The 21,713-nt window shown below is 64.6% G+C and carries 22 protein-coding genes; 10 read left to right on the forward strand and 12 right to left on the reverse strand.

Translation table 11 applies throughout. The features are described from left to right. Positions 1–37: 37 nt before the first annotated feature. Genes FJV80_RS21660 through FJV80_RS21670 form a run of 3 tightly spaced genes read right to left on the reverse strand, consistent with a single transcriptional unit; the run spans position 38 to position 2,558 of the window. Positions 38–1,300 (reverse strand): CCA tRNA nucleotidyltransferase, encoded by a 1,263-nt coding sequence (locus FJV80_RS21660; protein ID WP_142877373.1) that lies wholly within the window; start codon positions 1,298–1,300, stop codon positions 38–40. Further along, positions 1,297–1,929, reverse strand: a complete 633-nt coding sequence (locus tag FJV80_RS21665; protein ID WP_142877374.1) for a CoA pyrophosphatase — start codon at positions 1,927–1,929, stop codon at positions 1,297–1,299. The genes FJV80_RS21660 and FJV80_RS21665 overlap by 4 nt, the downstream gene beginning before the upstream one ends. Then, on the reverse strand, positions 1,929–2,558 hold the full coding sequence (locus tag FJV80_RS21670) for a DUF1285 domain-containing protein (RefSeq protein WP_142877411.1): 630 nt from the start codon (positions 2,556–2,558) through the stop codon (positions 1,929–1,931). The genes FJV80_RS21665 and FJV80_RS21670 overlap by 1 nt, the downstream gene beginning before the upstream one ends. Before the next feature lie 141 nt (positions 2,559–2,699). On the opposite strand from FJV80_RS21670, the gene FJV80_RS21675 reads away from it, so the two are divergent. Genes FJV80_RS21675 through FJV80_RS21690 form a run of 4 tightly spaced genes read left to right on the forward strand, consistent with a single transcriptional unit; the run spans position 2,700 to position 9,540 of the window. Then, the gene (locus FJV80_RS21675; protein ID WP_095773508.1) at positions 2,700–3,704 is read left to right on the forward strand and encodes a MoxR family ATPase; all 1,005 of its coding nucleotides are present in this window, start codon (positions 2,700–2,702) and stop codon (positions 3,702–3,704) included. Next, on the forward strand, positions 3,704–4,642 hold the full coding sequence (locus FJV80_RS21680) for a DUF58 domain-containing protein (RefSeq protein ID WP_095773507.1): 939 nt from the start codon (positions 3,704–3,706) through the stop codon (positions 4,640–4,642). The genes FJV80_RS21675 and FJV80_RS21680 overlap by 1 nt, the downstream gene beginning before the upstream one ends. Further along, positions 4,639–7,458: a DUF4159 domain-containing protein gene (locus FJV80_RS21685; RefSeq protein WP_142877375.1), complete on the forward strand. Its 2,820-nt coding sequence runs from the start codon at positions 4,639–4,641 to the stop codon at positions 7,456–7,458. The genes FJV80_RS21680 and FJV80_RS21685 overlap by 4 nt, the downstream gene beginning before the upstream one ends. Before the next feature lie 3 nt (positions 7,459–7,461). Then, positions 7,462–9,540 (forward strand): hypothetical protein, encoded by a 2,079-nt coding sequence (locus tag FJV80_RS21690; protein WP_095790110.1) that lies wholly within the window; start codon positions 7,462–7,464, stop codon positions 9,538–9,540. Between the two features lie 219 nt (positions 9,541–9,759). Here FJV80_RS21690 and clpS read toward each other — a convergent pair whose 3' ends face one another. The 4 genes from clpS to FJV80_RS21710 form a co-directional block, all read right to left on the reverse strand. Then, on the reverse strand, positions 9,760–10,065 hold the full coding sequence (gene clpS / locus FJV80_RS21695) for an ATP-dependent Clp protease adapter ClpS (RefSeq protein WP_010911143.1): 306 nt from the start codon (positions 10,063–10,065) through the stop codon (positions 9,760–9,762). 139 nt (positions 10,066–10,204) lie between these two features. After that, positions 10,205–10,519 (reverse strand): hypothetical protein, encoded by a 315-nt coding sequence (locus FJV80_RS21700; RefSeq protein WP_095773504.1) that lies wholly within the window; start codon positions 10,517–10,519, stop codon positions 10,205–10,207. Between the two features lie 160 nt (positions 10,520–10,679). Then, positions 10,680–10,985 carry a hypothetical protein gene (locus FJV80_RS21705; RefSeq protein ID WP_142877376.1) on the reverse strand — a complete coding sequence of 102 codons (306 nt, stop codon included), beginning with the start codon at positions 10,983–10,985 and terminating at the stop codon, positions 10,680–10,682. A gap of 37 nt (positions 10,986–11,022) precedes the next feature. Further along, entirely contained in the window at positions 11,023–11,322 is a 300-nt protein-coding gene (locus FJV80_RS21710) for a hypothetical protein (protein ID WP_095773502.1), read from the reverse strand. Between the two features lie 345 nt (positions 11,323–11,667). Between FJV80_RS21710 and FJV80_RS21715 the strand changes: the two genes are divergently transcribed. Together FJV80_RS21715 and FJV80_RS21720 are read left to right on the forward strand one after the other, a co-directional pair. Further along, the gene (locus tag FJV80_RS21715; protein ID WP_095773711.1) at positions 11,668–12,384 is read left to right on the forward strand and encodes a response regulator transcription factor; all 717 of its coding nucleotides are present in this window, start codon (positions 11,668–11,670) and stop codon (positions 12,382–12,384) included. After that, entirely contained in the window at positions 12,381–13,790 is a 1,410-nt protein-coding gene (locus tag FJV80_RS21720; RefSeq protein WP_095792772.1) for an ATP-binding protein, read from the forward strand. Before FJV80_RS21715 ends, FJV80_RS21720 begins: the two co-directional genes overlap by 4 nt. A gap of 38 nt (positions 13,791–13,828) precedes the next feature. On the opposite strand, the gene FJV80_RS21725 is transcribed toward FJV80_RS21720, so the two are convergent. The 4 genes from FJV80_RS21725 to FJV80_RS21740 all read right to left on the reverse strand — a co-directional run bounded on the left by FJV80_RS21725 (position 13,829) and on the right by FJV80_RS21740 (position 17,272). Further along, positions 13,829–14,119 carry a hypothetical protein gene (locus tag FJV80_RS21725; protein WP_095804196.1) on the reverse strand — a complete coding sequence of 97 codons (291 nt, stop codon included), beginning with the start codon at positions 14,117–14,119 and terminating at the stop codon, positions 13,829–13,831. A gap of 47 nt (positions 14,120–14,166) precedes the next feature. Beyond that, positions 14,167–15,348 (reverse strand): choline ABC transporter ATP-binding protein, encoded by a 1,182-nt coding sequence (gene choV / locus FJV80_RS21730; protein ID WP_095773499.1) that lies wholly within the window; start codon positions 15,346–15,348, stop codon positions 14,167–14,169. Then, positions 15,345–16,199: a choline ABC transporter permease subunit gene (gene choW, locus FJV80_RS21735; RefSeq protein WP_095773498.1), complete on the reverse strand. Its 855-nt coding sequence runs from the start codon at positions 16,197–16,199 to the stop codon at positions 15,345–15,347. Before choW ends, choV begins: the two co-directional genes overlap by 4 nt. A gap of 137 nt (positions 16,200–16,336) precedes the next feature. Then, positions 16,337–17,272 carry a choline ABC transporter substrate-binding protein gene (locus FJV80_RS21740; protein WP_095790116.1) on the reverse strand — a complete coding sequence of 312 codons (936 nt, stop codon included), beginning with the start codon at positions 17,270–17,272 and terminating at the stop codon, positions 16,337–16,339. Between the two features lie 426 nt (positions 17,273–17,698). Here FJV80_RS21740 and FJV80_RS21745 point away from each other — a divergent pair, with 426 nt between their 5' ends. After that, on the forward strand, positions 17,699–18,310 hold the full coding sequence (locus FJV80_RS21745; protein WP_038649140.1) for a thymidine kinase: 612 nt from the start codon (positions 17,699–17,701) through the stop codon (positions 18,308–18,310). A gap of 14 nt (positions 18,311–18,324) precedes the next feature. Here FJV80_RS21745 and FJV80_RS21750 read toward each other — a convergent pair whose 3' ends face one another. Further along, positions 18,325–18,666, reverse strand: coding sequence for an EamA family transporter (locus FJV80_RS21750; RefSeq protein WP_348629128.1), 342 nt, complete (start codon positions 18,664–18,666; stop codon positions 18,325–18,327). Positions 18,667–18,723: 57 nt separating this feature from the next. On the opposite strand from FJV80_RS21750, the gene FJV80_RS21755 reads away from it, so the two are divergent. From FJV80_RS21755 to FJV80_RS21765, 3 genes are all read left to right on the forward strand, one after another. Continuing rightward, on the forward strand, positions 18,724–19,113 hold the full coding sequence (locus FJV80_RS21755; RefSeq protein WP_142877412.1) for a cytochrome c family protein: 390 nt from the start codon (positions 18,724–18,726) through the stop codon (positions 19,111–19,113). 308 nt (positions 19,114–19,421) lie between these two features. Further along, the gene (locus FJV80_RS21760) at positions 19,422–20,510 is read left to right on the forward strand and encodes a hypothetical protein (protein WP_095773710.1); all 1,089 of its coding nucleotides are present in this window, start codon (positions 19,422–19,424) and stop codon (positions 20,508–20,510) included. Positions 20,511–20,551: 41 nt separating this feature from the next. Beyond that, the gene (locus FJV80_RS21765) at positions 20,552–21,697 is read left to right on the forward strand and encodes a hypothetical protein (protein WP_095792768.1); all 1,146 of its coding nucleotides are present in this window, start codon (positions 20,552–20,554) and stop codon (positions 21,695–21,697) included. Positions 21,698–21,713: the final 16 nt, after the last annotated feature.

The following is a 21,713-nucleotide window of genomic DNA, read 5'->3' on the forward strand; positions in this document are numbered from 1 at the left end:
CCTTTTGATCGGCACGGTCGTCCGGGCAAGCTCCAGTCTAAGTTTCAAGCGCCTTCGCGGCGCGGTCCAGCAGCGTGCCGCGATCGGCGGCAAATCCCGCCTCGATCCATTCCGTTTCGAGGTTCTTGAGGATTTCGCCCAGCTTCGGCCCTGGCGTGGCGCCGAGCGCCGTCAGATCGGCGCCTTTCAGCGGAAACACCGGTTTTTCCCATTTGAGCGCGAAGGCCAGCAGGCGCGAAAAGCCGCCGGCTTCGAGCAGCGCGTCATTGTTCTCGACGGCGCGCACCCGGGCTCCGGCAAGCGATAGCCGCAGGCGGTCGACAACCCCTTGCCGGTCGCCGCGATAGAGCCTTTTCGCCAGTTCGCCCTCGGTCGTCTTCGGCTCGACCGCCGTCGAGAGCGCCCAGTAGCGCAAACGGTCCAATTCCGCGGTCGAAAACCTCAGCCGCTCGGCCAGCGTCTTCATGCGCGCGGCATCCGGCGGCACGATCGCCTCCAGCCGCAGCATCGGATCGGCCGGCCAGCCCAGATCCTTCTCGGCCTTGGTCAGCCCGTGGATGGCGTCGATGCCCCATTTCTCGCTTTCCGGCAGCGCGGCGGTCAAGACGCCGGCCTGCCGCATCCACAGCAGCGCCCGCGACGGATCAGGCGCCGAAAGCAGTTTCTTCAACTCGGACCAGACGCGCTCCGCCGAAAGATGGGCCAGGCCTTCCTTCAGCCGGGCGCAGGCCTTCAGCCCCTCGGCATCCGGCCGGCCTTCGCCATACCAGGCGAAGAAGCGGAAGAAGCGCAGGATGCGCAGATAATCCTCACGAATCCGTGCTTCCGCATCACCGATGAAGCGCAGCCGCCGCGCCTCGATATCGGCGATGCCGCCGACCAGGTCGACGATGGAGCCATCCGCGTCGGCGTAGAGGGCGTTGATGGTGAAGTCGCGCCGCTCCGCATCCAGCTTCCAGTCGCGCCCGAACGACACTTTGGCGCGGCGGCCGTCGGTCTCGACATCGGCGCGCAAAGTGGTGATTTCATAGGGTTTGCCGCCGGCGACCACCGTGATGGTGCCGTGCTCGATGCCGGTCGGCACCGGCTTGAAACCCTCCGTCTCGGCGCGGCGGATGATTTCCTGCGGCAAACAGGTGGTGGCGATGTCGACATCGGCGACCGGCTGGCCCATCAGCGTGTTGCGCACGGCGCCGCCGGCGACACGCGCCTCTTCGCCGCCTTCAGCCAGGGCGGCAAGCAGGCGCTGCAAATGCTTGTCGGCGAGCCAGTCGGCCCTGCCCGCGATCGAAACACTCACGCATAGAGCCTTTCATAGAGCGTGCGGATGATGCCCGCGGTGACGCCCCAGATACGCTGGTCGCCATAGGGCATGTCGTAGAAGAACCATTCGAGATCGTTCCACATGCGGCTGTCACGCTTGTGATTCACCGGGTCCATCAGGAAGCGCAGCGGCACTTCGAAGGCGGCATCGACTTCGTCGGCATTCAAGGCCAGCTGGAAGCCTGGCCGCACGATGGCCAGCACCGGCGCGATGCGGTAGCCGCTGCCGGCGACATAGTCGGGCATGCGGCCGATGATCTCGATGCGGTCCTGGTCAAGGCCGATCTCCTCGAAGGTCTCGCGCAGCGCCGCCGCCTCCGGGCTGGCATCGGTCGCATCGATGGTGCCGCCGGGAAAGGCCACCTGCCCCGAATGGTTGCGCAGCTTTTCGGCCCGTTTGGTCAGCAAAACCGTCGCCTCGTCTTCGTGATCGACCACCGGGATCAGCACCGCGGCATTGCGCAGCGCCTTGCCCTGGTTGAGGCGCGGATGACCCGGATTGAAGCGATGGTCGCCATAGTCGTCGCCGGCATGCGCCTCCGGCTGCGCGGCGAAGCGCGCGCGAAAATCCGCCGACGAAAACGGCATCAGTGACAGGCGATCCATCATGCGCTCAGCCGCTTCAACTGGTCCGCCGGCATGATCGGAAACACCGCGCCCTTCGAGCGCACGGCAAACATCTCCTTGCCGCCGATCTCGATCTCCTCGCCATGTCCGACCAGCTCGTACATGACAGGCCGCCCCACCAGCGCTTCCAGCCTGCCGCGCACCAGCACATAGGGCTTCAGGCCCCCGGTCTCGTTCTCGTCGACGAAACGCAGCGGCCGTTCCGGTCCGGCCTCGACCACGTCGCCGACATTGGTGCGGAAGGTGATGATCTGTTCGTCGCCACTGCCCGAAACATCCATTTCGACGGCGACGAACGGCGCATCGGCGACGCGGATGCCGACCTTTTCCACAGGCGTCACCAGATAGGTCCTGCCATCCGCGTCCTTGCGCAGCACCGAGGAGAAGAGCTGCACCAGCGGCATGCGACCGATCGGCGTGCCGAGATAGAACCAGGTGCCGTCGGCCTTGATCTCCATGTCGAGATCACCGCAAAAGTCGGGATTCCAGCGCTCCACGGGCGCCGCGCCCTTGCCGGCGCGCGCCGCGCGCGAGATCAGCGCCTCCAGGCCGCGCGCCTCGGTTGCCTGCGTAAGGCTTTGTTGGCGATGTTCGTCGTGTTCCGTCATCGTCACGAAATAGTCACTGTTGTTCCGCTTGTCAGCCTAAGTCTGTGATTTAAGTTCGGCCATAGGCGCCACGCGAGGCCGAATCGCGGCAACCTATGATATGGTGCGGGCCGGTATTTCCAAGCGAAGGGATCGAGCCGAATGAGCGTGATGGTCAAGGAAAGCCCGATCAGCGAAACGGACATGATCGCCGAGGCCGAAAAGGCACTGGCAGACATTTCCAGGATCCGCGACGGGGTCGGCCGGGTGATCTTCGGCCAGGAGAATGTCGTCGAACGCACGCTCGTGGCGCTGCTGGCCGGTGGCCATGCGCTGCTGGTCGGTGTTCCCGGCCTTGCCAAGACCAAGCTGGTCGAAACGCTGGGAATCGTGCTCGGCCTCGATTCGCGCCGCATCCAGTTCACGCCCGACCTGATGCCGTCCGACATCCTCGGCTCCGAGGTGATGGAACAGGACGAGACCGGCAAGCGCTCCTTCCGCTTCATCTCCGGCCCGATCTTCGCCCAGTTGCTGATGGCCGACGAGATCAACCGCGCCTCGCCGCGTACCCAGTCGGCGCTGCTGCAGGCCATGCAGGAATACCATGTCACCATCGCCGGCGCCCGCTATGACCTGCCCGCACCGTTCCATGTGCTGGCGACCCAGAACCCGCTGGAGCAGGAAGGCACCTATCCGCTGCCGGAAGCCCAGCTTGACCGCTTCCTGATGCAGGTCGACATCCTCTATCCCGAAATCGAGGCCGAGCGCCGCATCCTCCTGGAAACCACCGGCATCGAGGATGCCAAGGCGCAGAATGTGCTGCAGCCGGCTCGATTGAAGGAAATCCAGACGCTGATCCGCCGCATGCCGGTGCCCGAAAGCGTCGTCGAGGCGATCCTCACTCTGGTGCGCTCGGCCCGTCCAGGCCAGGGCAATGCCGATACCGACAAGCATGTCGCCTGGGGCCCCGGCCCGCGCGCCAGCCAGGCGCTGATGCTGTGCACGAGGGCGCGGGCGCTCTATGACGGGCGCCTGGCGCCCTCGGTCGACGATGTGCGGGCGCTGGCCGAGCCGGTGTTGCAGCACCGCATGGCGCTGACTTTCGCCGCCCGCGCAGAAGGCACCAGCGTGCGCGACGTGGTGGCGAAGCTTGTGAAAGGGATTTGATGGCGCGCATCGGCGAGGTCCAGGCCCCGGCAGCAACGCGCGACGCGCTCGCCCGTGGCCGGTTGCGGGCTTCGCTGGTGCCCGACCTGCTGGTCGAGGCGCGCCGCATCGTCAACACCGTGATCGCCGGCTGGCATGGCCGCCGCAAGCGCGGCATCGGTGAGAATTTCTGGCAGTTCCGGCCCTATGTCGAGGGCGATTCCTCGCGTATCGACTGGCGCCGCTCGGCCCGCGACGACCACACCTATGTACGCGACCGCGAATGGGAAGCCGCCCATACGGTGTGGCTGTGGGCCGACCCTTCGCCGTCCATGCTCTACAAATCGACCGGCGCCAGCGTCTCCAAGCAGTCGCGCGCGCTGGTGCTGGCGCTGGCCATGGCCGAACTGTTGTCGCGCAGCGGCGAACGCATCGCCTGGCCGGGCCTGACCGATCCATTCACCGCCCGCAACGGCGCCGAGCGCATCGCCGCCCAGCTGATGCATGCCGGCGACTTGCCAGCCAAGCCTGACCTCACCGACATCAGGCGCTTCTGCGACATCGTCATCGCCAGCGATTTCCTCGATCCGGTCGAAGAGACGATGGAATGGCTCGACGTGCTCGCCCGCCACGGCGTGCGCGCCCATCTGATCGAGGTTGCCGACCCGGCCGAGGAAACCTTTCCCTATGCCGGCCGCACCGAATTCACCGATCCCGAGACCGGCGAAAAGCTGACCGCCGGACGCGCCGAGATGCTCGGCGACGAATACCGCCTGCTCTACACCGCCCGCCGCCAGGAGCTGGCCGGCTGGTGCAAGCGGCTCGGCTGGAGCTTTACCGTCAACCACACCGATCGGCTGGCGTCCGACGCGCTGGTGCGCCTGCACATGGCGATGACAGCCGACGGCGGCTATGCCGGTAGCGGTCGTACCGGTCAGCCTGGAAAGGCGGTCGCATGAGCTGGCTGCCGCTCTCCTTTGGCGCGCCCATGGTGCTGTGGGGTCTGCTGGCGCTGCCGGTGATCTGGTGGCTGCTCAGGCTGACGCCGCCCAAGCCGCAGGCCGAGATCTTCCCGCCGCTGAAGATCCTGGCACGCGTCTTGAAGCGCGAGGAAACGCCGCATCAAAGCCCCTGGTGGCTGACGCTGCTCAGGCTGCTGATGGCGGGCCTCATCGTCGCGGCCCTGGCCGAACCGGTGTTCAACCCGCGCGAAAAGCTGCCGGCCGAGGGCGCGGCCCTTGCTCTGGTCATCGACAATGACTGGGCGAGTGCCGCCGACTGGAACAAGCGCGTCGCCACCGCCGAGCGGCTGATCAAGGATGCCGGCTCGAACGGCGTGCCGGTCATCATCGCGTTTACCGCCGAAAAGGCCAATGCGGAGATCGGCCCCTTCGATGCCGCCGCCGCGCTCGACCGGCTGCGCGCCGCCAAGCCGCGGCCGATCCCGACCGATCGGCCCGCCGTCTATGCCCGCGTCGCCGGCGTGCTGGAGACCTTGCCCGGCGCCAGCGTCGCCGTGCTGGCCGACGGCCTCGCGGCCAAGGGCGACGAGGCCGCCTTCAACACGCTGTTGTCGAAGAATGCGGCACGCGTGGTTTGGGCAACGGCCGATCGGCTTTCGCTGACCGGCCTCACCGCCGCCGACAACCAGGTCGACGGTTTTGCGCTCACCGCCATCCGCGCGCCGGGTGACCCGGCACCGGCGCAGGTCACCGCCGGCGCCTTCGATGACAAGGGCCGCCGCATCGCCGATGCGACGCTGACCTTCGCGCCCGGCGAAGCCACCGCCACCGGCACCATGGCGGTGCCGTTCGAGCTGCGCAACGACTTCGCTTCGATCGCCCTCGACGGCGAGCGCCAGGCGGGTGCGGTGCGCGTGCTCGACGAAAGCTCCAAGCGCCGCCGCGTCGGGCTGTTATCGCAGGCCGAGGCCGACCAGGCGCAGCCGCTTCTGTCACCGCTCTATTACATCAGGCGCGCGCTGCAGCCCTTCGCCGATCTGGTCGAACCCTCCAGCGCCGATCTCGCCGACGCCATCCCGCAGATCCTCGACCAGAAGCCGGCGATGATCATCATGGCCGATATCGGCACCATTCCGGCGCAGGTCCGGCAGCGATTGGTCGACTGGGTCGACAATGGCGGCACGCTGGTGCGTTTCGCCGGCTCGCGGCTGGCCGCCGCAGGCAATGACGACGATCTGCTGCCGGTCCGCCTGCGCACCGGCGAGCGTTCGCTGGGCGGCGCACTGTCCTGGACCTCGCCGCAGCCGGTCACCGAATTTCCCAAGGCCGGTCCTTTCGCCGATCTGGCGCCGCCTACGGAAGTCACCGTGAGCAGGCAGGTGCTGGCCGAACCGACACCCGATATCGTCGAGCGCACCTGGGCCGCTCTTGCCGACGGCACGCCGCTGGTCACCGGGCTGAAGAAAGGCAAGGGCACGCTGGTGCTGTTCCACGTTACGCCCGAGGCGACATGGTCGAACCTGCCGATCTCGGGCAGCTTCGTCGAGATGCTGCGTCGCATCGTGCAGCTGTCGCGCAACCAGGGCGCGGCGATCGCCAATGCCGAAGCCGCCGCCACATCGCTGGCACCCTACCGCATGATCGCGGCCGACGGCTCGCTGGTGCCGCCGACGCCGGATGCACGGCCACTGGTGCCGAGCGCCGGCGCGCGGGTGACCTTGGAGAACCCGCCCGGCCTCTACGGCTCGGAAACCGGCGTCTTCGCCCACAATTTGCTCGATGCCGCAAGCACCTTCGTGCCGCTGGCGCGCCCGCAACTCACGGTTCCGGTCACATCAATCCAGTACGCCTTCGATGAATCCCGCAATCTGAAAGGTTCGCTGGTCACCGCCGCCCTGTTGCTGATGCTGCTCGACACGCTGGCGGTGTTCTGGATGGGCGGGCTGTTCTCGCGCCGGCGGCGCCGTGCCGGCGCTGTGGCCACCACCGCTGCGATCCTGATCGCACTTGGCGCATTGTTCGGCCATGCCGATTTCGCCCGCGCCGACGACGCCCAGCCGGGCGACGAGGCGGCCATCACGGCGATTTCGAAAACCCGCATCGCCTATGTGCTGACCGGCGTGCCGGGCGACGATTCGATCAGCCGTGCCGGGCTCGAGGGCCTGACCCGCTTCCTGATCGAGAAGACCGCGCTGGAACCCGGCGTACCGGCCGGCGTCGACATTGCGAAGGACGAACTGTCCTTCTATCCGCTGATCTACTGGCCGATCGATCCGGCCGCCCCCATGCCGAGCCAGGCCGCGATCGCCCGTATCGACGCCTATATGCAACAGGGCGGCACGGTGCTGTTCGACACGCGCGACCAGTTCGCCAACGGCATCGGCGCCGATTCGACCAGCCCGGCGACAGAGCGGCTGCGCGACATCCTCGGCAACCTCAACGTGCCGCCGCTGGAGCCGGTGCCGTCGGACCACGTGCTGACCAAGTCCTTCTTCATCCTGCCGGAGTTCCCTGGCCGCTTCGCCGGCAGCCCGCTCTGGGTCGAGGCATCGCTCGACGCCAGCAACGCCGACAACCGGCCGGTGCGCACCGGCGATGGTGTCTCGCCGATCATGATCACCGCCAATGATTTCGCCGGCGCCTGGGCCGTCGACGAGAACGGCGACCCGCTGCTGCCGACGGTGCCGGCCGACCCGATGCAGCGCATCTATGCGCTGCGCGCCGGCGTCAACATCATGATGTATATGCTGACCGGCAACTACAAATCCGACCAGGTGCATGTCCCCATTCTGCTCGAACGGCTGGGGCAGTAACCGATGAACTGGTCGATCTCCTTCGAACCGCTGATCTCCTGGCCATTGCTGGCCCTCGTGCTGGTACCGCTGGCGCTGCTGGCGCTTGTCGGCCTGTGGTTTCGCCAGCGCGGCGGTGTCCTGCGCTTCATCGCCCTGCTGGCGCTGGCCGCCGCCCTGTTCAACCCGGTGTTCCTCAACGAGGAGCGCGAGCCCCTGAAAAGCGTCGTCGCGCTGATTGTCGACCGCAGCCAGAGCCAGGACATCGGCGACCGCACCAGGCAGACCGATGAAGCGCTCGCCGGACTGCAGCAGCGTCTAGGCCGCTTCAAGCAGTTCGACGTCCGCGTCGTCGAGGCCGGCAAGTCCGATGCCGCCGAGGAGCGTACCGAAACACGGCTGTTCGGCGCGCTGGAAGGCGCCTTGCGCGACGTGCCGCCGTCGCGCATCGGCGGCGCCATCATGATCACCGATGGCGAGGTGCACGACGCGCCCCCGGGCGCGCCCGACTTCAACGCCCCGCTGCACGCCTTGATCACCGGCAACGACCACGAAAAGGATCGCCGCATCCGCTTCGAGAACGCGCCGCGTTTCGGCATCGTCGGCAAGCCGCTCGACATGACCTACCGCGTCATCTCGACGGAAAACGAAGCCGGCCCGGTCGATGTGCGCGTCTCGGTCAATGGCGAGCAGGTCGCGGTCGAGCATGCCACCGTCGGCCAGGCCATGCCGCTGCAGGTGACCATCCCCGGCGCCGGGCGCAACATCATCGAACTCGCCATCGACCGCGAACCCGGCGAACTCACCGACACCAACAACCGCGCCATCGCGCTGGTCGACGGCATCCGCGAGAATTTGCGCGTGCTGCTCGTTTCGGGCGAACCGCATGCGGGCGAGCGCACCTGGCGCAATCTGTTGAAATCGGACGCCTCGGTCGATCTCGTCCATTTCACCATTCTGCGGCCGCCCGAGAAGCAGGACGGCACGCCGATCAACGAATTGTCGCTGATCGCCTTCCCGACGCGCGAACTGTTCGTCGAGAAGATCAAGGATTTCGACCTCATCATCTTCGACCGCTACCAGCACCGCGACGTGCTGCCGATCCTCTATTACGACTACATCTCCGAATATGTCGAAAAGGGCGGCGCGCTGCTGATCGCCGCCGGCCCCGAATATGCCGGCGAGTCTTCGATCGCACGCACGCCGCTGATGTCGGCTTTGCCCGCCATGCCGACCGGCGAAGTGCTCGAAAAGGCCTTCTATCCGCGCCTCACCGACCTCGGCCAGCGTCATCCGGTGACGCGCGGCCTCGACGGTTCGGCCACCGAGCCGCCGCACTGGAGCCGCTGGTTCCGCACCATCGGCGTGCAGAACCCGCAAGGCGAGGTGGTGATGAAGGGCGCCGACAACCGGCCCCTGCTGCTGCTCGACCGCAAGGGCGAAGGCCGTGTCGGCATGCTTCTGTCCGACCAGGGCTGGCTGTGGGCGCGCGGCTTCGAGGGCGGCGGTCCGCACGTCCAGCTCTATAGGCGCATCGCCCACTGGCTGATGAAGGAACCCGAGCTCGAGGAAGAGCGGCTGACCGCCGAGGGACGCGGCATGGTGCTGGAGATTCGCCGCCAGACCATGGCCGACGATCCAGGCTCCGCTCAGATCATCACGCCTTCAGGTAAGACGGTGACCGTCAAGCTCGATAAATCCGAGCCCGGCGTCTTCCTCGGCAGCGTCCAGACCAATGAGATCGGCCTCTTCCAGGTCGCCAATGGCGATCTCACCGCGCTCGCCCATGTCGGGCCGGTCAATGCGCCGGAATTCGCCGATGTCATCTCCACCGAAAACCGGCTGAAGGCACCGGCGGAAGCCACCGGCGGCAGCGTGCGCCGGCTGGCGTCATCGACGGCCCTTGGCAGCGACGTGACCCTGCCGTCCATCGTGCCGGTTCGCTCGGCCGGCGATGCCTCCGGCAGCGACTGGATCGGCCTGCGCACCACCGACGACAGCGTCTTGAAGGCCGTCTCGCGCGTGCCGCTGTTCGGCGGCTTCCTCGGCCTCGGCCTGCTGCTCCTGGCGATGGGATCGATGTGGTATCGCGAGGGACGGTAAGCTTCCCTTTTCCCCGGTTTCACGGGTGCCCGAAGGGCGGATGAGGGGCGGCGCTGACCTCTGAAGCATTGATGCTAATCAGGCGTTGGCGCCAAAGCTGTCCGCGCTTTATGTCAAACGGCACCTGCCGAGGCCCCGTTGCCTGCGGCAACTCCCCAGCGTTCGTGACCTTTCATCGTGCCACTGGCACGATGAATTCGCCTGTGGCGAACCGATCACTCACTCCTCCGGCTCGGTCGTGAACAGCAGCGGGTAGCCCTTGGCCTTGCCGGCGTCGGTGGCTCGCGTCGCCTTGGTCTCGGCGACATCCTTGGTGAAGACCGCGACCACGCAGACGCCGCGCCGGTGCGCGGTGATCATGATGCGGTGCGCCTGATCCTCGCTGAGCTTGAACTCGCCCTTCAGCACCGTCACCACGAATTCGCGCGGCGTGAAATCGTCATTGATGAGGATGACCTTGTAGAGCTTCGGCCGCTCGGTCTGCGGCTTGACCTTGGTTCGCGGTTTTGTGGTGATTTCTGGCATCGGAACCGACAGTTTCGCGATCGGGCTTTACCCGGTATTTTGCCACGGGCGGCAGCGATCGTCCATTTTGAGTGGCATGCGGGCGGCCGGCGGGCCGGCCCGGTCATTTGCAATCATGTGGGAAATTGTCGGGCGCCGTTCAACGGCCCTGGCGGCCGAAGATACGGCGGTTCGCGCCGGCATCCGCCCGGCGCTCCATCCAGGCCGCGATCAGCCATCCGACAACGCAGACCAGCGTCACGGCAAGCAGCACGATCAGCAGCCACGCCTGGACAGGCGTGATGTAGTCCCAGTTGCTGGAAATTATCGGCGCGAACAGCGAGGGCTCGGTGCGGCCACTGGCAGGATCGGGCACGGGGCTGGCGGTGAGCAGAATCAGCCCCCTGGCGACACCGGTGGCAACCAGGCCGCCGATCACCATCGAACGCAAAATGGACGAAAGCCGCTTCTTCATGCGGATTGTCCTACACGACCGGCGTTGCAAACGGGTTAAGCACGATCGAAATGCTCGGCTGGAAGCCGCCGGTGTTCAGCTCATCGACCATGCATTCGGCGCAAGGCCGCCCCAGCCGGTTGCGGCGGGGCGGCCTTGCTAGAACTGACCTCGAAACTGATCAGGGCTTCTTCGGTGCAGCCTTCGGGGCCGCCATGGCGGGGGCTGCCTTCGCGGCGGCCGCCTTGGCAGGGGCCTTCTTGACCGGGCACTTGTGCTTCTTGGTCACCTTGCAGGCGGCCTTCTTGGCAACCTTCTTCGGAGCAGCCTTGGCCGGTGCGGTGGTTGTCGCGGCAGCGGCCGGAGCTGTGGTCGTGGTCGCGGCAGCCGGGGCAGCGGTCGTGGTGGCGGCAGCGTTGCCAAGAGCCGGCATCGAGAAGGCAAGAGCAACGGAGAGACCGAGGGCCGACAGGAGGGACTTTTTCATGGCTTCATTTCCTTTTTATGCGGGTCGATTTTGAGCGTCACTGGACCGGGTCGTTCGGTGTCACTCCAAGCAGCTTCAAAGCGTTGGCGAGCATCCGGATGCCCTGTGCCTGTTTCTTGGCAGCACAATACCGGTTGCCCTTTCTCTGAAGTGCCTTTGCCGCGGTGACCTGCGTTGCCGTGGCATGGGTTTCGAGGGCTTCATCAAATTGGTGGCTGAGATTGGCGCACCGTTCGCTCCGGGTGAGCGGCGCCTTTGCGTCCGATTGTCCAGCAGCGGCGGTGACCAGGCCAAGGCCCAGCAACGCACCCAACAAACTGATCGACAAGCTTGGCATTGGTTTTTCCGTGAACCCGGAGATTTTGCGTCGCAGCCGGTAATCTGACCGCCACGGCACCGTTATGCCGCCCTACCTTTTCAGGAGTTTTTCCCAATTGTAGAATTTTGTTTCTGGATTGTGTCTGTCCCGCCCGCCTCATGCGTATCGTCCAAGTCGGTCCCGGTTTTGGGAACCGCACGCATGGAAGCAAGAGAGCTTCAGCACGGCCATCGCTTTCCATGTGGAGAAGGCCGAATTCGTTCGCCCTTGAAAAGCAAGGCACTGGCCAACATATGGCCCGAATTCTATCGTGTGGCTCACCTGCCAGGAATGACTTGGCCGGCAATCGAGACAGGGCACCTCGTGAAATCCGACGCACACATATTGATCGTCGACGACGACAAGGGCATCCGCGACCTGCTTCAGGAATTCTTCCAGAAGCGGGGCCTGCACACTTCAGTTGCCGCCGACGGTACCGAGATGGAGGCCGTCCTGCGCCGCGCGCAGGTGGACCTCATCGTGCTCGACGTGATGTTGCCCGGCAAGAGCGGGCTGGAACTATGCCGCGACCTGCGCGCCCAGTATACGACACCGATCATCATGCTGACCGCCGTCACCGAGACCACCGACCGCGTCGTCGGCCTGGAGATGGGCGCCGACGACTATGTGCCCAAGCCCTTCGACCCGCGCGAACTCCTGGCGCGTATCCGTGCGGTGCTGCGGCGCAATGGTACTTCCGAACCGAAACGCGCCACTACCAAACAGATCTACCGTTTCGCCGGCTGGACGATGGACTGTTCGCGGCGCCGGCTGACCGCGCCCGACGATGTCAGGGTCGAGCTGACCATGGCCGAATTCAACCTGCTGCAGACCTTCGTCAAGAGCGCCCAGCGCGTGCTGACCCGCGACCAGCTCATCGAGCTCTCCGGCGGCGACAGCGACTATTCCTTCGACCGCAGCATCGACATCCTGGTCAGCCGGCTGCGGCGCAAGATGGAAGATGACCCGAAAACGCCGAAACTGATCCTGACGGTGCGCAGCGGCGGCTACCAATTCCTGCCCGAGACGACCTCCGAATGAGACGTTTCCTGCCGCAGACCTTGCCTGTCTGGGTGCTGCTGATCGTCATTGCCGGCCTGCTGATCAGCCAGGTCGCGACCCTCTATATCGTGTCGCGCGACCGCGCCGCCGCCAATGACGTGGTCGACCTCTACCGGCTCAACGACCGAGCCTTCTCCTTGGTGCAGCTGATGAGCGGCGCCACGCCCGAGGAGCGCAAGGCAACCGCGGCGGGCCTGTTCAACTCGACTTACGCCCTTACCGTCTCGGACACGCCCGCCGTCACCTCCTCGATCGCCGGCGACGACGAACTAGCCGAACTCGAGGACATTCTCGTCGGCCGGCTGTCGAAGTTCGGCATCACCGATGCGCGCGTGCGGCGCGATCCGGCAACGCGTGAGGCCGACGACGCCAGCGGCACTGCATCCGGCCCCGATATCGGCCAGGTCGAGCGCGACCTTCTGGTGCTCGCCGCCGATTTCGCCCAGAGCGACAAGCTGACGGCCTCCTTGCGCTTCGCCGACGGCCAGTGGCTGAACTTCACCGAGCCGATCACGCCCGTCGGCCCGATCCTGAGCTTCGACAGCCTGCCGCTCTATTCGCTGATCGCCGGCCTGGTGGTGATCATGTCGATCTGGTCGCTGCGCCGGCTGACCGCGCCCTACCGGATGATGGAAACCGCCGTGAACCGGATCGGCAAGGACCTGAAAAGCCCGCCGATCGCCGAGTCGGGCAGCCGAGAGGTGCGGGCCGCCGCCAGGGCGATCAACGCCATGCAGAAGAGGCTGCGCGAATATGTCGAGGACCGCGAACATCTCGCCGCGGCACTCGCGCATGATTTGCGCACGCCGATGACACGCATGCGGCTGCGGCTCGAACTGTTGCGCAAATCGGCGGTTCGCGAGGCGCTGGCGCATGATCTCGCCGATGTCGAGAGCATCGCCAGTTCAGTGATCGACTTCGCCACTTTCGAGGTGAACGAGGAAAAGGCCGAGCGCATCGACTTCTGGTCGCTCGTGGAATCGATCGCCGACCCCTATCCGGAAGTCTCGTTCGACAATGACGACACCCGTTCTCGCGGCCTGATCTGCATCGCGCGGCCGGTGGCACTCAAACGCTGCGTCACCAATCTGGTGCAGAACGCCGTCACTTACGGCAAGAAGGCGCATCTCAGCCTGCACCGCTCGGACGGCACGATCACGCTCACCATCCGCGACGAAGGGCCTGGCATACCGCAGGCACAGATCGATGCCGTCTTCGGCTCCTTCGTGCGCCTCGAACAGTCCCGCAACCGCCAGACCGGCGGCCTTGGGCTGGGCCTCACCATCGCCCGCAACATCGCGCGCGCCGCCGGCGGCGAGATCCGCCTGTCCAACCATCCGGACGGCGGGCTGCTGACCGAGCTGCGCCTGCCGCTGGCGGCCTGACGCAGGTCGCCTCGGATGTGTTCCCGTTTTGCCGTTTTTCAACGGATGACGGCGACCTTCCATGCCAGCAGGGCAACTATCGCTGCGCCGCTGAAGAGGGTCGCCCAACCATGCCGCCCGAATGCATGCAGGACAAGGACTGCCAATGCGGCAATGATGGCTGCGAGCGTCCCTTCGATATAAAAGAGCTGATTTGCACTCAGTTGCGTGCCGCTCGCACCGCCGATCCTGAAAAACTCCAGGATCGATCGCATCGCAATCACGAGCAGTACCCCGAGCGCAGTTTGCGCGGTCCGCGGTTTAGACAGCCAACCCAAAATCCGCTCCAAAGCGCCTTTTCCTGATAGTTGAAGGAGGTCTCGCCGCTCCTCTATTGCTAGCGCCGCAACACCGCGCTCAGTACGTCGCGGATGCCGATGGCGCCGACAAAGCGGGACTGGTCGTCGAACAGTGCCACGGGTGCTGTCTGCGAACGGTGCATGGCCAGCATGACGGTTTTCAGCGACGTGCCGGGATTGGCCCAGAACACTTGCGCCACTTCCTCCGGCTGGCCCTCGACATCGGCGCAGGACACCCACACCGCCGGCTTGCCATCGCGTTCGGCCGCCGCCACCAGGCCGTGATCGTCGATCTTGAAGCGCGTCGTCTTGCGCCGGTCTAGCCACACCCAGCCATTGTCGCCGTGCTCGAGGTCGCGGCGATCGCGCATGACGTTCCAGGCGGTCAGCACCGAGAGCGGGTTCACATTGGCGATGAAGTCGCGGACATAGTCGTTGGCGGGGCGCAGCACGATGTCTTCCGGCGCGCCGGTCTGGACGATGCGCCCGCCCTCCATGATGGTGATATGGCTGCCGATCTTCAGCGCCTCTTCCAGGTCATGGCTGACGAAGATGATGGTTTTCTTCAGCTCGGCCTGCAGCTGCAGCAGTTCGTCCTGCAGCTTGGTGCGGATCAGCGGGTCGAGTGCCGAGAACGGCTCGTCCATTAACAGGATCGGCGCTTCGGTGGCGAAGGCACGGGCCAGGCCGACGCGCTGCTGCATGCCGCCCGACAGCTCGTGCGCGTATTTCTTCGACCACTGGTCGAGATTGACCAGCTTGAGCTGCCTGTGCACGCGCTCCTTGCGTTCGGCGTCCGGCACGCCGGCAAGTTCGAGGCCGAGGCCGACATTTTCCTCGACCGTGCGCCACGGCAGCAGGCCGAACTGCTGGAACACCATCGCAACCTGCTTCTGGCGCAAGCGCCGCAAGGTCGGCTCGTCGCAGGTGACGACGTCGACGATCTTGTCGCCGTCCTTGACCAGAACCTGGCCGCGCGACACCACGTTGAGCCTGTTGACGGCCCGAAGCAGGGTCGACTTGCCGGAGCCCGACAGACCCATCAGCACGGAGATCTCGCCCTCATGCACGGTAAGGCTGGCGCCGGCGCAGCCCAGCACATTGCCGGTTTTCTCCAGGATTTCGGCGCGTGTGGCGCCCTTGTCGATCATCGCAAGCGAACCGGCCTGGTCGGCGCCGAAGACGATATCGACGTTCTTGAAATCGACGGCGACGGTCATTTCTTGCCTCCAACGCCAATGCGGGTCATTCGGTCGAGCACGATGGCCAGCACGACGATGGCGAGGCCCGCCTCAAGCCCGAGATCGATGCGGCGCGAGCCGAGCGCGCGGTTGATCTCGGTGCCCAGCCCACCGGCGCCGATGAGAGCCGCGAACACCACCATCGACAGCGACAGCATGATCGATTGCGTCAGACCCGCCATGATGGTGGGCAGCGCCGACGGCAGTTCCACCTTCCACAACAGCTGGCTCTTGGTGGCGCCGAACGCCTCGCCGGCCTCGATGATCGACTTTGGCACCGAGACGACGCCGAGGTGAGTGAGCCTGACCGCGGTCGGGATGACGAAGATGATGGTGACGATGAGGCCGGGCGCGTTGCCGAGGCCGAACAGGGTCAGGACCGGGATCAGGTAGACGAAGGTCGGCAGGGTCTGCATCAGATCGAGCACCGGCAGCATGACGCGGTAGACCTTGGGCTTGTGCGCCGCCCAGATGCCGAGCGGCACGCCGATGGCCATCGCCATCGCGGCGGCGGCGACGACCAGCACGAGCGTCTGCACGGTCTGCTTCCACAGGTTCTGGTTGATGATGAAGATCAGGCCGAGAAAGACGCCGATGGCGAGCGGCCGCGAGCGCTGCAGCAACCAGGCAATACCAGCGATGACCAGCGCCAGCAGCACCGGCGGCACCATCAGCAGGAGGTCGACTAGCCCGTCGAGAATGAAATTCAGACCGTTGGAGAAGGCTCTGAAGATGGTGTCGAAATTATCGGTCAGGAACCCGAAAAAGGACTTTCCCCAAGCGCCGATCGGGATCTTGTGATCGACCATGAATTTGGAAATCGGATCCATCTCACCCCTCTTCCACCAGGGCTCTGACTTCGGCCCCGCGCTGTCGCAACGTCATCTTGTCACAGGATGTGAAAAAGGGCAGCCCTTTGTCAAACGGCTGCCCATCTTCATCCGGTCATGCCGGATGCGAAGTCGGCTCAGCTTCCGAGCGCGGTCTTGACCGCCGCTGCGGCGTCGCCGCCGTCGAAGGTGGTCACGCCGGCGATCCACGGCTTGACCGCGTCCGGGTTCTTCTTCAGCCAGTCGGTGGCGACCGTCTGGGCGTCACCGCCCTTCAGGATCGCGTCCATCATCTGGCCTTCCATATCCAGATTGAACTTCAGGTTGGTGATGAACTTGCCGACATTCGGGCATTCGGTCGTGTAGCCCTTGCGCACATTGGTCGACACGGTGGCAGCGCCGAAGCCGCTGTCGCCCATGCCGTCGAGATAGGTGATCTTCATGGCGCCCATCACCGGATGCGGCGTCCAGCCGAGGAAGGCGATCCATTCATTGTTCTTCATCGACTGCTCGGCCTGCGTCAGCATGCCGGCCTCCGAGGACTCGACCAGTTCGAAGCCCTCGAGATTGTCCTTCGGGTTCTTGATCATGTCGAGGATGATGCGGTTGCCGTCATTGCCGGCCTCGATGCCATAGATCTTGCCGTTGAACTTGTCCTTGAACTTGCCAAGGTCGGTCAGCGTCTTGACGCCGGCGTCCGCGACATAGGTCGGCACGACGATGCCATAGCCGGCGCCCGAGAGGTTCTGGCTGACGGTCTCGACCGAACCGTCGGCGGTATAGTCCTTGATGTCGTTGGTCATCGACGGCATCCAGTTCCCCAGGAACACGTCGAGGTCCTTGTTCTTCAGCGACGCATAGGTCACCGGAACCGAGAGCTGGATCACCTGCGGCTCATAGCCGAGCGCGGTGAGCAGCACCGAAGCGAGCCCCGTGGTGGCCTGGATGTCGGTCCAGCCGACATCGGAAAGACGCACCGCCTTGCAGCTCGCCGGATCGCCGGCAAAGGCGGCACTCGTGGACAGGAACGCCGCCAGGCCGAGGCCGGCGACGAAGGAATTCATACGCGACATAGACAGTCTCCCATTGTGATTCTTTGGCGAAGCGTCGTAACGGTTTCTCTGCCCGCCTTGTTTCGTCAGCCAAACACCATTCTGGTGTAGTTTCAAGCGCTAAGGCAATCACGATCAACGGCGCGGAATGGCCAATCAGCGACACGGCTGACGCTTTTGTCACGCCGCTCATCTTTTTCAGCGGCGAGCCGGCTTTTTCAGGGGAATGCGCCAGCGGCCCCTCCCCGCGCAGAGGCAACTCGGCTTAAGGTCTGTTTGGATTCAGGTCAGGCCGAGACGAAAATGGTGGGGCCCGAGAACCGGAGCGGAGCGTACTTTTGGGCATGTGAGCACAGATCTACTGCGACGCAGTAGAACGGGGAAGCGCAGGGGACGGCCATTTGCAGGCCGGAATCGCCTGAATATCAACGGACCGTAAAGGACGGCATGGCCAAGCTCTACTTCAACTACGCAACGATGAATGCCGGCAAGACGACGATGCTCTTGCAGGCCTCGTACAATTATCGCGAACGCGGCATGACGACGATGCTGTTCGTCGCCGGCCATTACCGCAAGGGCGACAGCGGCCTGATCTCGTCGCGCATCGGGCTGGAGACCGAAGCCGAGATGTTCCGCGACGGCGACGACCTGTTCGCCCGCGTCGCCGAACATCACGACCATACGACGGTGCACTGCGTCTTCGTCGACGAGGCGCAGTTCCTCGAGGAAGAGCAGGTCTGGCAATTGGCCCGCATCGCCGACCGGCTGAACATCCCGGTCATGTGCTACGGCCTGCGCACCGATTTCCAGGGCAAGCTGTTTTCCGGCTCGCGCGCGCTGCTGGCGATCGCCGACGACCTGCGCGAGGTGCGCACCATTTGCCGCTGCGGCCGTAAGGCGACGATGGTCGTGCGGCTCGGCCCGGACGGCAAGGTGGCCCACCGGGGCGAACAGGTGGCGATCGGCAAGGATGTCTATGTCTCGCTCTGCCGCCGTCACTGGGAAGAAGAAATGGGCCGCGCCGCGCCTGACGATTTCATCGGCTTCATGAAATCCTGACCCTGCGACCCGCGTCAGGCCGCAGAAACACGCCTCAGCGGAAACCGCCAGCCCAGCCGGACACCAAGCGTCGCCACGGCGATCGGCGCCATGCCGGCGGCCTGCGCCGGCCCGAGCGGATGCCCGTAGACCGCCCAGTCGATGATGATGATGGCAACGACCGGATAGATGAAGGTGATGATGCCGATCACCGGCGTCGTCAGGCGCGGAAAGGCCGAGTTCATCAGCACATAGGCAATGCCGGTGTGCAGCACGCCGATGCTGACCAGCCAACTCCATGCATGAGCGGGAACATGCTGGCCGATGCCGGCGAAAGGCGCGAGCAGGTACGACCGTCTCCACTCGCCACGATGCAGCGTTTGTTAAGGCCTCGGTCCTATAACGCCGTCAGCCAGAGCTCTCCGGGGTCAGCCATGCTTCGAGCCGTTTCCTCAGCCAGCCTTCTTCTCATTGCCACCTCCATTGCCGCCCATGCCGGCGGCGACCCCGTGCAGGGCAAGCACGTCTTCAACCGCTGCATGGCCTGCCATGAGGCGGCCACCGACCGCGACAAGGTTGGCCCGCATCTCAAGGGTGTCGTCGGCCGCGCCGCAGGCACCGCGGAAAGCTTCCTTGGCCATTATTCCGAAGCCATGAAGAGTGCGGGCGCGGCCGGTCTCGTCTGGGACGAGGCAAATCTCACCGAGTATCTCAGGGGCCCTAAGCTCAAAGTTCCCGGCAACAAAATGGCTTTTGGTGGCCTGACGAATGATGACGACATTGCCAATGTCATCGCCTATCTGAAGGCCGATCCGAAGCCCTGAGTGGCGTCTGTGCGGTGCGGCCGCACTGATGTGTTTGCCTGCAACCGGTTCAATCCCCTGCCGAATTCAGCATTTCCGCGTCGGCGGGGGCTGACTGTCTTGCCGGCATGAAAGTTCAATGACAGCTGAACTAGTCCCGACTGACCGGCTAATCACGCCATGACCCCACCTGCATTGTCTTTCAAGGCCTTGGCGGATTCTTTTGTTTTCACACGGCCCTTGTCTTCACGTCTTTCAATCCCCGGATGCCCCACATATATTCGCCGCTGTTCGCAACCAGCGACCGGAAGCCGAAGCGGGAGGCCCCTATGGCGACATTGCAGAATTTCGATGCCGAAATTGCCAAGACCAAGCAGGTCGTCCAGGACATGCGCACCAAGATCGAGCAGTCCGGCACCGTGCTCGACACGCTTGCCACCGCTGACAAGAAGATCGGCGACGCCAATTTCGACATCGAGAACGCCCGCATCGAGGACGTGCTGAAGCAGCAGAAGGTGATGGAAGGCAACATTGCCGACCTGATCATCGGCCTCGAGGATGCCACCAACGTCTTCGGCGCCGAGTTCGAGAGCATGAAGAACTACACCGGCTGGGAGAACTTCGTCGGTGTCTTCTCCAGCCAGCGCAAGCAGCGCATGCGCACCGACCGCGTCCGCAACATGTCGCTGGCCGGCAATCTGCAGGAACTTCTGGCCAAGTCCGACACCATCGTCGGCATCCTGAAGGCGCAGAAGGAGGTTCTCGACCAGCGCTACAAGACCTCCGAGGCCAGCCTGTCGCAGGTCATCGAGCGCCGCAAGACCACCATGTCGAACCTCGAAGCCGTGCAGAAACGCATCGAGGAACTCAACCCCATGCTGCTCGACATCGAAAACAAGATCGCCGCCTCGACAAGCCAGAAGGACCGCACCCAGCTTGAGGGCGAACGCTCCAAGCTCGCCACCGAATACAACGAGAAGCAGGCCAAGGAGCAGGAACTGCTGGCCGAAAGCCAGACGCTCGAGCGCTACACCTCGATGTTCCAGACCTTCGTCGATTCGCTCAACAACCAGATCGCCGCGCAGTCGACGCTGATCAACAAGCTGACCATCGATACCGAGCAGCGCATCGTGCTCTATAAGGCGCTGGAAGATTCGCTGAAGACCGCCGCGCAGCAGGACGTCGCCCACAAGATCAACACGCTGGGCAGCCAGGTCGACAACACGGCGGAAGAAACCATGGCCGGCATCGGCGCCGCTTCGCAGAAGCACATTGGCGACCTGCTCGAAATGCACGAGAAGAACATGGTGGCCAGCGCCGATATCCAGCGCCGCAAGAAGCTCGCCGACGATGCCTTTGCCCGGCGCTTCGACGAGGTGCTGAAGAAGCACAATTCGGCCAACTACGTGCAGTCATAAATTGCCGCGCGCACCGGTGCGACAATCCCAGGGCTGACAGAATGACCCCCGAAAACGACGCGGCGGCGCGGTATTTCTCGGCAATCACGGCCGCGCTCAGCGGCCTTGAAGTGTTCATGCGCGACGACCGCTCGCCGCTTTACCGGCACGGCATCGTCGCCAAGATCGTTGCCGAATACATCGCCCGGCTCGACAAGTCTTTTGGCTGCTGGCGCAACCGGCTGGGCTTCATGGACACGTTCCGCATTTCGCGCGCCGAAAGCGGCTTCCCGGTGTTCCAGAACCTGCTCGAACTGGAAAACGACCGCCGCCAGGCCGATGCGCGCCTTGCCAACATCCCGCTGGCCGGCGAGCTGCGCGAGGAGATGGCCGACTTCATCCTGCGCCACAAGGAATTCCCCGAGGCGCTGCAGAAGTCGATGGCCGAGCGGCTCTATCTCGAGGACGTCAGGAGCGAGCAGACTTTTGGGCCGTTCACGCTGGCGCAGACGGCCAAGGTGTCGGTCAATCCGAAGACGGCATTGCCCTACTATCTCGTCCATTGGGCGACCTTCGACGGCAGTGCCAACCTGCCGCTGGTCTACATGGTGACGGTAGAGGATTCCTCGGAGAACATGGTCCGCCAGCTCGTCGACCGGAACGGCAAGCTCAACGACAAGGTCGACATCCCGCTGCCGGTCGACGGCCTGCTCAATCCCGAGCTCGCCCACCGTTTCGACGATTTCACCGAGAAGAACTCCGCCTACACGCTGTCGCCGGCGACGATTGCCGTAAACCTCGACAAGGATTTCGAGCCGCTGCACCCCAAGCAGTTGCGCCGCGTCGTGCTCGGCCCCTTCTATTCCGCGGGCATTACCGACAACAATTCGACGGTGACCGAAGTGCTGGCCAAGGTGCGCAAGCCGGAAAACGCCTGGCTGCTGACCTGGACCATCCAGGAGGTCTATTCCAAGGGCGAGAAGCCCGGCCGCAAGGGGCTGTTTTCCAGCGAGAAGACGACGCAGGAATTCTTCATCAACACCGACGATTTGGAAGCCGCGCGCCAGGGCGTGTCCAGCTACGAGAACCACGCGCTGATCCCGCACGAGGCCTACCAGGCGCTCTACGCCGCCGGCGAAGCACAGAAGATCTTTGGCGGCTACAAGGTCCACATCCTGTCCAACGGACAGGTCATTTCAGACGTCTGACCGTAACACCACGGAG

Source organism: Mesorhizobium sp. WSM4310 (assembly GCF_007003935.1).
Taxonomy (GTDB): Bacteria; Pseudomonadota; Alphaproteobacteria; order Rhizobiales; family Rhizobiaceae; genus Mesorhizobium.